The organism is Microseira sp. BLCC-F43, from assembly GCF_041929235.1.
Classification (GTDB): Bacteria; Cyanobacteriota; Cyanobacteriia; order Cyanobacteriales; family Aerosakkonemataceae; genus Microseira.
Genome location: NZ_JBHFNP010000017.1, coordinates 33,127 through 41,598, shown reverse-complemented (window position 1 = coordinate 41,598; position 8,472 = coordinate 33,127). Strand labels below are relative to the sequence as shown.

The 8,472-nt window shown below is 43.9% G+C and carries 10 protein-coding genes and 2 pseudogenes; 5 read left to right on the top strand and 7 right to left on the bottom strand.

The annotated features are described in order from the left end of the window. Nucleotides 1-114: 114 nt before the first annotated feature. From ACE1CM_RS02095 to ACE1CM_RS02065, 7 genes and pseudogenes are all read right to left on the bottom strand, one after another. A pseudogene (locus tag ACE1CM_RS02095) lies at nt 115-561 on the bottom strand (DUF29 family protein). Between the two features lie 183 nt (nt 562-744). Then, entirely contained in the window at nt 745-1,110 is a 366-nt protein-coding gene (locus ACE1CM_RS02090; protein ID WP_374875748.1) for a type II toxin-antitoxin system PemK/MazF family toxin, read from the bottom strand. After that, nucleotides 1,103-1,441: a hypothetical protein gene (locus tag ACE1CM_RS02085; RefSeq protein WP_374875747.1), complete on the bottom strand. Its 339-nt coding sequence runs from the start codon at nt 1,439-1,441 to the stop codon at nt 1,103-1,105. Before ACE1CM_RS02085 ends, ACE1CM_RS02090 begins: the two co-directional genes overlap by 8 nt. A 77-nt stretch (nt 1,442-1,518) precedes the next feature. Next, nucleotides 1,519-2,688, bottom strand: coding sequence for a tetratricopeptide repeat protein (locus tag ACE1CM_RS02080; protein WP_374875746.1), 1,170 nt, complete (start codon nt 2,686-2,688; stop codon nt 1,519-1,521). Continuing rightward, the gene (locus ACE1CM_RS02075; protein ID WP_374875745.1) at nt 2,685-2,897 is read right to left on the bottom strand and encodes a hypothetical protein; all 213 of its coding nucleotides are present in this window, start codon (nt 2,895-2,897) and stop codon (nt 2,685-2,687) included. The genes ACE1CM_RS02080 and ACE1CM_RS02075 overlap by 4 nt, the downstream gene beginning before the upstream one ends. After that, the gene (locus ACE1CM_RS02070) at nt 2,890-3,444 is read right to left on the bottom strand and encodes a hypothetical protein (RefSeq protein WP_374875744.1); all 555 of its coding nucleotides are present in this window, start codon (nt 3,442-3,444) and stop codon (nt 2,890-2,892) included. The genes ACE1CM_RS02075 and ACE1CM_RS02070 overlap by 8 nt, the downstream gene beginning before the upstream one ends. An 8-nt stretch (nt 3,445-3,452) precedes the next feature. Beyond that, the gene (locus tag ACE1CM_RS02065) at nt 3,453-3,995 is read right to left on the bottom strand and encodes a hypothetical protein (protein WP_374875743.1); all 543 of its coding nucleotides are present in this window, start codon (nt 3,993-3,995) and stop codon (nt 3,453-3,455) included. 454 nt (nt 3,996-4,449) lie between these two features. Between ACE1CM_RS02065 and ACE1CM_RS02060 the strand changes: the two genes are divergently transcribed. The 5 genes and pseudogenes from ACE1CM_RS02060 (at nt 4,450) to ACE1CM_RS02040 (ending at nt 8,150) form a co-directional block, all read left to right on the top strand. Continuing rightward, entirely contained in the window at nt 4,450-5,142 is a 693-nt protein-coding gene (locus ACE1CM_RS02060) for a hypothetical protein (RefSeq protein ID WP_374875742.1), read from the top strand. A 225-nt stretch (nt 5,143-5,367) separates the two neighbouring features. Further along, nucleotides 5,368-5,523, top strand: a pseudogene (locus tag ACE1CM_RS02055) (zinc ribbon domain-containing protein); the annotation flags it as partial. A 42-nt stretch (nt 5,524-5,565) separates the two neighbouring features. Next, nucleotides 5,566-5,763 (top strand): hypothetical protein, encoded by a 198-nt coding sequence (locus tag ACE1CM_RS02050; protein ID WP_374875741.1) that lies wholly within the window; start codon nt 5,566-5,568, stop codon nt 5,761-5,763. 547 nt (nt 5,764-6,310) lie between these two features. Continuing rightward, a complete protein-coding gene (locus ACE1CM_RS02045) occupies nt 6,311-6,790 on the top strand; it encodes a hypothetical protein (RefSeq protein WP_374875740.1) in 480 nt (159 codons plus the stop codon). 103 nt (nt 6,791-6,893) lie between these two features. Beyond that, nucleotides 6,894-8,150 (top strand): MgtC/SapB family protein, encoded by a 1,257-nt coding sequence (locus tag ACE1CM_RS02040; protein WP_374875739.1) that lies wholly within the window; start codon nt 6,894-6,896, stop codon nt 8,148-8,150. The last annotated feature ends 322 nt before the right edge of the window (nt 8,151-8,472 follow it).

Genomic DNA, 8,472 nt, shown 5'->3' with positions numbered 1-8,472 from the left:
GTTCGTAGTAGGCACTTCAGTGCCGCAAAGTTCGTAGTAAGCTGCGTAGCAGCCGTTCGTAGTAGGCACTTCAGTGCCGCAAAGTTCGTAGTAGGCACTTCAGTGCCGCTATTATTAGGGCAATTCATCACCAACTTCTCGCTCTAAAATCAAATCCATTGCCGTTTTGATCGTCTCTTCTCGGTTCACCATTGAGCCAAGCTGTTCCGCTTCGTAGATACCTTCAAATGCTTCTAATGCTGCATTTCTCAAAGCCGATTCATAGGCATCCTGTAAAGTTTCCTCTAGTTCTTCCTCAGTCAGATAAGTTCCTTTTGCCTTGTGTCGCTTATTGGTACGTTGAATTAGCTTAATAGCATTCCGAATCGAAGCTGACCAAGACTTAGTTGTGCGATTTTCAGCAGATTTTTTAATCAGATGCAATAACAAAATAATTGCCTAACTGAAGATTTTATTCAGTTTATCTGACTTACTCATTTCTTCGAGTTCTGCCACCAGTTCTATCGCTTCTGGGATTTTGCCTTGGTAGAGTAATTCTTTGAGAGTCATTAATTCTTCCATTAGGTCTTAGTCCTCCGTAATTTGGCGTTGCTAACCCTCTTCACAGTATATTCGCAGTTGTAAAACCCTAGCCTCAACCTATAACAACCTATAACTATTTAGTCCTCTGAAGAGGACTTTCGCTAAAAGCCCTGGGAATTTATTCCCTGGCGGGTAATGAGACTCGTGCAAAATCTGACACAATCAAGTATCGCTTTCTGGAGCATAATCAACGCAGATAATTAACCCAGCTAGTAATGCTTGCATAACTGCTGCTGAAACTTGCCCTAAACGCCTGACAAACCGCTCAGTTGTCACACTACGAACTTGCAAAACATTTCCTGCTGAATCTGAATCTAAACCGTTATCATCGGTTCTTTGAATTGGAATCATAAAGGGGCGATTTTGAAATTTAGGTTGCCAGGTAGCCACAGGAATAATAATCCGCATCGGGATAGAACTAAACAGATCGGAACTAATTACAACAGCAGGGCGAGTCTTCTGAATTTCTTGCCCTCTGCTTGGATCTAGTTGCACCAGCCAAATTTCACCACGCCTGGGATTACTCATGCTCAATCTCCCAGTCTTCCCCATCCAAAACAGAAAACTCTGTTAATTCAGAATCGGTCAAAAAATCTTCGGCTGTGGCGGCTATGTAGGGTGATAGAATCTTGTGACGTTCTGCCACAGGAAGCTTAGCAATTTCTTGGAGGGATAGCAGTTTTTTTTCTTCAACCCTTGATGCAAAACCCTGATTTGAAACTTCACTAGCTGGCTGAATTTTATTTCCTGTTTTTTGCACCAAAAATTCGACAAAATCTAAGACTAACTGTTGTGTCTCATGCGGGAGTACTCGCAGATTATCTAAGACTGCTTGTTCAAGGTTAATTGTTTCTGTCATCTGTTTGACCTCGCTTAATTTGGTGTGTTTTTAGATATCTCTTTATTCTAATGCGAGAAAGACTAACCGCTCTGTAGCTATCCTTGAATTAACGCCTGAAACCGCTCATCTTCTCGAATATTGTCAAAATCTGAGTCAGTTTTTGCCATCTCCCGCGATTCTTCAGGATTCAATTCAATTGCCTGTTGCAGGTTTTCAATTGCCTGTTCAACATTGCCCTGTAATGCATAACAGCAAGCTTTGCCGTACCAGGCTTCACGATCGTCTGGTTTAATTTCTATAGCTTTATTGAAAGATGCGATCGCATCTTCATAGCGGCCTAAATTCCCCAACACATTGCCACGGTTGTTCCAGGCTTCATGAAAATCTGGTTTAATTTCTATAGCTCGATCGTAAGATGCGATCGCATCTTCATAGCGGCCTAAATTCCCCAACACATTGCCACGGTTGTTCCAGGCTTGATGAAGATATGGTTTAATTTCTATAGCTTGATCGTAAGATTCGATCGCTGCTTCTAATTCCCCTGCTTTCCGATGTAACAACCCTTTTTCAAAAAATAAATCGGCTTTTTGATCGGGTGTTTGCCCATCTTCATCAATCAGGCTTTGAATTTCAACGATTTTTTGTCGGCGTTCTTGGGGAGTCAGCGCTAAATAATCTTCTTTCTGCCATCTTTCCCAACAAACTTTTTGCGATTCTTGGCGCAAGGTTTCTGCATCCATTGGAAACTTAAAGAATCCAGAACGCCAATCAAAAAAATCGGGGGCGCGGCGAATGAAATAATCGACCGTAAAACGAGGCAATAGAAACACAAAGCAGATATTAAATCTGTCTCTAAACCGCTCTCGCTGTTGATTTAAGTGATTTAAAATTTCGGGAACCCCGCCCCAACTTTGAGTATAAATCTTGTCCCTGTCCCATCCCATTTTTCTTTGATTGTTTTCATACTCATAAAAAGAATGCTCCAGCCCTTGAACGAACAAAATATCAACAGGCTTAGTCTTCTGTAAATCTTCCACCAAATTGAACAACTTCTCAATCGGTTGGTCTAAATGCCAAACCTCAATCTTTTTCTGGGGCAAATCTGCTTTAACGTTCTCAATTATCTTTTCACCTTGAGCGGGAGAACATTCAACAAACAACAAGCCAAACCCTTTTCTTCGCCTGAGAGAGGGTACCAAGGCTTGATATTTTTCTTGGTAAGTTTCTGGTACATCTTGGTTCCAATCAATTTGTTCTAGCTTCATGGCTGAAATTTGGCGATATCATCCTGAAATTGAGCGCTTCCGACAATCAATGGATGAACGTCATAGCAAGGTTTTCTACCCGTTTCCCCGTCAAAATCCGTATACTCCAAAATACAACGACTAAACAACAAATTGCGATGCTGCTCGTCATTCAAAATCTGCTTAGAATGGGAAACTGCGGCTAAAATACTCCATTGGTCATTAGTCACCGTTCTGCGATAAGCATCCCGCGCATCTGTAATCGCGATTTGTACTGCGACGAGAAATCGGTAACTTGTCTGTTTCATCGATTGCCGATTGAATTAATAATAGCAAATTCCGCACGTGGCCCCCACTCATCCGACACAAAGCTTCCAGGGTTTCTGGACTATCATACAGTTCAGTTTCCAGGGATAAGTTAGCAACCACCTGCTCAACTCGCTTAGCAATTAATTCTTTAATTTTGTTAATTCCCGGCAAGTGAATTGCGCCGTCTTGAGTTTGTACCATAATCATGGGCAAAGTTTGCAGTTCTCCATAAATATCTCGCAGGTCAGTTGCGCGGTTAGAATACACCATTGAGTCCGGTACGGTATAAATCAAATGGCAACCTAAAGCTTTCAATTGTCCGCTGCGGTCTAAAAAAATTTCCTCGTGATTGCTGCGTCCATTGTCTTTAGGAATTAACACCATGCGGTCTAGATTATCCACGATTGCAGCCAGTTGATTCGATGCTTTTGGCAGATGCTTTTTCGCATCTTGAATAAACTCATTCAACGCCTTAATCAAATTAACTGTAGGGGGATTAACTCGAATCGAATTTTTCGCCGTTGGGTTGTTACTGCTTTTATATCTGCCGTCAGCTTACCAAATTGAGCAATAGCAACTTCTGCACTAAGTTTGTCAAATTCAATCTTGGTTTCGAGCAAATCTTTTAGATCGTCCCAGCAGTCTCGCAGCCAATTTAATAAAGGTTGCGGGTTGGCATTCCTGAGTTCTTGAAACAAATGTCGCGTGCAAGCTAATAAAATATCAGTATATTGGGGTTCTTCTGGAGCGATATCCTCTTCATCTGCGGCAAAATAAACCACATAAATTTTTTGTGCTTCTAAATATTGCTTCAATCGCAACAACTCAGTCGATTTGCCCGCACCCCGATGACCGGCATAAAGTTGGCAAGTATTCCGCCGAGAACGCACAATTTTCTGACCCAATACAAAGATATCTTCATTTCCCCGCACTTCCCGACAATCTACATAAGCTGGATCTCCTGGCAGTAAAGGTTCAAACGGATCGAAGGCGTTGTAAATGTCATCGAGATTAGACAAGTACAGATAACAAATTATTAACTCAAGTTGCTAGTTAATAGTTGTGAGGGCGGTAATTGGTAATTGGTAATTGGTAATTGGTAATTGGTAATTGGAGTAACAGGCTTTTGCCTTCTTGACAATTACCCATTACCCTCGTGACCACGGCAGAGCCTAGTAACGCCATTACCAGTACCGCTCGATTAACTAGCAACTTACGTTATTATACGTGGCGGGTACATATCCCAGCCCAGAGTCGAGAGAATTAGGCGAGGTAAACGACTACCAACGCTGCCATTGCTTTAATTCCGTTGGATTTCACCGAAAACGCGCAGGTCTGCCTCCGGGCTAAAGACATGGGTCCCAAGTGCTACAGCATCAAGATGCAGTCAATATAGTATGCTATCATATTAAAAAATCGACAGTTTTTAAGATGGCTAAAACAGCTTCAAGCAAGACAAAAACCCTTTCATTTGTGACCGAAGTATTATGGGTAGTATCGGCTACAGATGAAAGGGTTTTGTTGTCTAGATTTGAGGATCTTTGGCAGCTGTACAACGCCTGCTTGGGCGAGGCAATGCGGCGCTGTCTATTGGTTAAGCAGTCAAAACTATACCAATCAGCCAGAAAAATTAAATCCAACAAAAAGGAGAGACAGAAAGCTAATGCCTTCGCAAACGCTGCCTACGGCTATAACGAATACAGTTTACATGCCTTTGCTACCATCGTCAGACGATCTTGGAATTGCGAGCATATAGACTCCAACACGGCGCAGAAGTTAGCTACTCGCGCCTTCAACACATCCCAAAAAGTAGCCTTCGGTATCGCAAAGAAAGTCAGGTTTAAAGGCAAGAACCAACTAGATTCTTTGGAGGGTAAAACCAACACAAGCGGAATCAGATGGTATGAAGAGTGCCTGATGTGGGGAAAGCTTAAGTTACAACCATACTTCCAAAGCAACGATCCGGTGATTGTTCATGGGTTAAGCAGCCGAATTAAATACGTAAGACTCCTTCGCCAACGCTTAAATAACAAAACTCGCTACTACGCTCAATTAGTTGGCGAAGGTAAACCCTTCAGGAAACCCAAAAATCAAATCGGTTCAGGAGTGGTTGGACAAGGGTATTGCGCCATCCACAATAGCGATTGTCCCAGAGAGTGGGGCTAAACTAGATTTATTAGCGCCTGAATTAAATCTTATGCAAGGACGAGAAGCGCACTGGCTAACTTAGAAAGAAAGTTAGCTGCGCATCGTAAATCATTACAAGGGAGATTGGTTGATGAAATCCTGCTCCTGGGAAACACGATCAAACTAGAAAAGCTTGACTACAAAGCTTGACAAAAACTATTCGGAAAGTCTGTCGGTAAGCGCGGAACGGGAGAATTCGTATCTCGTTTGAAACGCTTGGCCCAAAGCGCTGGCGTTAGCGTGGTCGAATTTTCCACACAGACAACTAAGTTATCTCAAACTTGTCATCAATGTGGAACCACAAAAAAGAAAAGCCTTTCAACTAGAGTCCACAAGTGTGAATGTAGGGTTCTTTGTCAGAGTAGAGACGTTACATGTAACGTCTCTACTTATTCCGCATTTTTGGCAAGATTTGTAGAAAGTGACCTACTCCAAGTAGACAAAGCAAATGTTGCATGGTCGGGTGCAAAACCGTTCCTGCTGGCGGCAAGGAGACAGGCGACCGAAACAATTAACTTGCGATTAGGAGGACAAGTTCCTTCTTCGTTTGGAAAACTTCCTCCAGTCAGAGCTAGTCGCCACAAAAGTTCTAATTGTTGATCCTGAGGATGTTGTACCTATAAACAGGGAGAGCCTCCAGAAAGGTTGAAAGCGAGGCGTGAACCCCCTCGCCTTTAGGCATGGGGTGGCTTCAGTTCACCATATTGCAAATACCTTGATTTTGCAGCGATTTCAGCATTTTTTCAGTTAAATTACTCCCCAGCTTTGGTCTGGGAGTCATAATCCCGGTTTGTTTGATCAACTGGGATTCTTAAGCATAACTATTTGGAGATGAAAGCGGGTATAGGGTGAGGGGGTGAGGGGTGATAGGCCGTTTGGAAAATTAAAGATTTTATGTAAGATACGTACTTGCGGATACCAGGCTCTCAACATCGGCTTTCACCGAAACCCATTCTCCGTAAAAATGCTGAATATGCAGTTGGCTTAACAGATTTTTTCAGAAAAAACACTGAGGTTATTTGAAAGGATTTTTCAGAACAACCACTGAGGCTTCAGCCTCGAATTAACTCTATACTTCAGGGTCATTATGACTAAATGTACACTTAGATGTGCGGCTCGCTTTGAGCAGTAACCTCAATCAAAAACTATGTCGGATTTATTTAGCTCCAGAGTGAAACAAGCGCGATCGCACTATCCCGCTAACGCTCCCATAACTCAACCTGCTCCCTACCGCCAGGTTAAGCCCGCCAATACACAATTTCCTAAAGCTGCCCCAGTTATACTTTTTGAATACGAAATTAGTGCAGATTTTACTCGACTCCATTACAATCCACCGCTTTGGTTGGATCTTCATCCCCATGACTTTAAGGTGACTTTACACCTGGAATCACCTTGCTATGCCACCGATCTTTACGGTGTGGACATGGTGGAAGCAGAAAACCTCCTCAAACTAGCCATTGCCGATCTGCCACCAGCGGTCAACGATTCGCCAGACTGTCCAGACGGAACAACAGAGCAACTCTGCCTATACTTTGCCAAAATTAAGTTCCCCGACCCTGAGATTCGCATCAAGGCAGTTAAAGTGTATGAATGTCCCGAACGGGCGACAATTTTAAGGTTGTTTTAATCAAATAGCGCTGTTTGGGCGAGTGAATCAGCGGGATCGCACCCAGGGTCGCCTATCGTTGAATCAGTGCTGAAATATGGCTCTGATGCGGGAGAGGTAAGCAATGGATCTCGCAATTGCATTCAGGTTAGCGATCGCTCTTGCCTTGGGTCTAATCGTGGGCATGGAACGAGGGTGGCAGAGTAGAGAAAGCCCCATAGGTCTTCGCATTGCGGGTATCAGAAGTTTTGGCTTCGCGGGACTGTTTGGTGGCGTATCGGCAGTGTTGGCTCTTAAGTTTGGTGCCAATGTGCTGGCGGTGACATTTTTGGGTCTGGCTTTGATGGTAGTGGCGTCTTACGTAATTACTAGCAGAGAAACTCAGGACTTTGGCATCACCACAGAGCTATCTTTACTAATTACCTTTGTGCTGGGAGCCTTAGCAGGGAGCGGATTTGAGGAGGAAGCCCTGGCATCTGCGGTTGTGATGACAGTGCTGCTGGGATTGAAGCAGGAATTGCACCATACATTAGAACAATTAGATCGGCGGGAACTGATTGCAACGCTACAATTACTGATCGTTGCAGCCGTGGCGCTTCCTCTTTTACCAGACCGCAACCTTGGCCCTTGGCAAGCTTTGAATCCCCGGACAATTGGTTTCCTCATCCTGTTAATCGCAGGGATATCCTATATCGGTTACTTTGCCATGCGAATATTTGGGACGCGCGTCGGTTTGTTGGCGACGGCGGTGTTGGGGGGATTGGTTTCCTCTACCGCCGTGACGCTTTCCTACGGTCGGATGGCGCGCCGGGAACAAAGAAACTTGGCATTGCTGGGGGCGGGTATTTCCCTGGCGGCGGGGACGATGGCAGTCCGCATCCTCGTGGAAGTGGCGATTGTCAACTTCTCTTTGCTACCTTGGTTGGTTGCTCCAGTAGCGATATTGGCAATGGTGCCATTGGTGGCAGCGGTTGCGATCGCAACTCGCACCCCTTCTTCTAAATCATCCGCCGAAGTACAGTTGAAAAATCCCGTTGAATTAGGATCGGCTTTGGGATTTGGTGCAGTTCTCAGCCTTTTGTTTATCCTTGTGCGTGCATTTGAAAGCTGGTTCGGCAATGCAGGTATCTATATACTCTCAGCCATTTCGGGAATTACTGATGTAGACGCGGTGAGTCTCTCCCTCGCTCAAGCAACGCGCACAAACTTGCCCCTATCAGTGGGAGCAACTGGAATTTTAATTGCGGCAATGGTTAATACAGTAGTGAAAGCTTTGCTGGCAACCTTTATCGGAGGATGGCAACTGGCTCGATGGTGTGCAACGATTTTGTTGAGTGCATTGGGATTAAGTTTAATTGCAGCGTTTTTTATTCATAGGTAAAGGTGGGGTGTGTTGAGTGCGATCGCATCCCTCATCGAATGCAAACCAGCAGGATAGTTGATTTCAGGACACAACGCGATCGCCAACTATCTATTTTGGTCAAATCACTTCAATAATCTTAAATTTTTTTAAGATAAATTGTGGAAATACTCACAATTTCCTCACCTTGTTCTTGTAATGTAAAATAACAGATCAATCTATCATCTTCGACTTTTTTGCAGCACAAGGTTAGAGAGTGTTGCAACTGAGGAGGAAGGAATCGCGCGCGAAAAAGTGGACGGATAAATTCTGAATTGATGATTCGTAGACTAAGCTTAGTTCA

Excerpts from the sequence above, each read along its gene's own strand:
- ACE1CM_RS02040 (WP_374875739.1), top strand. The coding sequence starts at position 6,894 with ATGGATCTCGCAATTGCATTCAGGTTAGCGATCGCTCTTGCCTTGGGT.
- ACE1CM_RS02045 (WP_374875740.1), top strand. The coding sequence starts at position 6,311 with ATGTCGGATTTATTTAGCTCCAGAGTGAAACAAGCGCGATCGCACTAT.
- ACE1CM_RS02090 (WP_374875748.1), bottom strand. The coding sequence starts at position 1,110 with ATGAGTAATCCCAGGCGTGGTGAAATTTGGCTGGTGCAACTAGATCCA.
- ACE1CM_RS02085 (WP_374875747.1), bottom strand. The coding sequence starts at position 1,441 with ATGACAGAAACAATTAACCTTGAACAAGCAGTCTTAGATAATCTGCGA.
- ACE1CM_RS02080 (WP_374875746.1), bottom strand. The coding sequence starts at position 2,688 with ATGAAGCTAGAACAAATTGATTGGAACCAAGATGTACCAGAAACTTAC.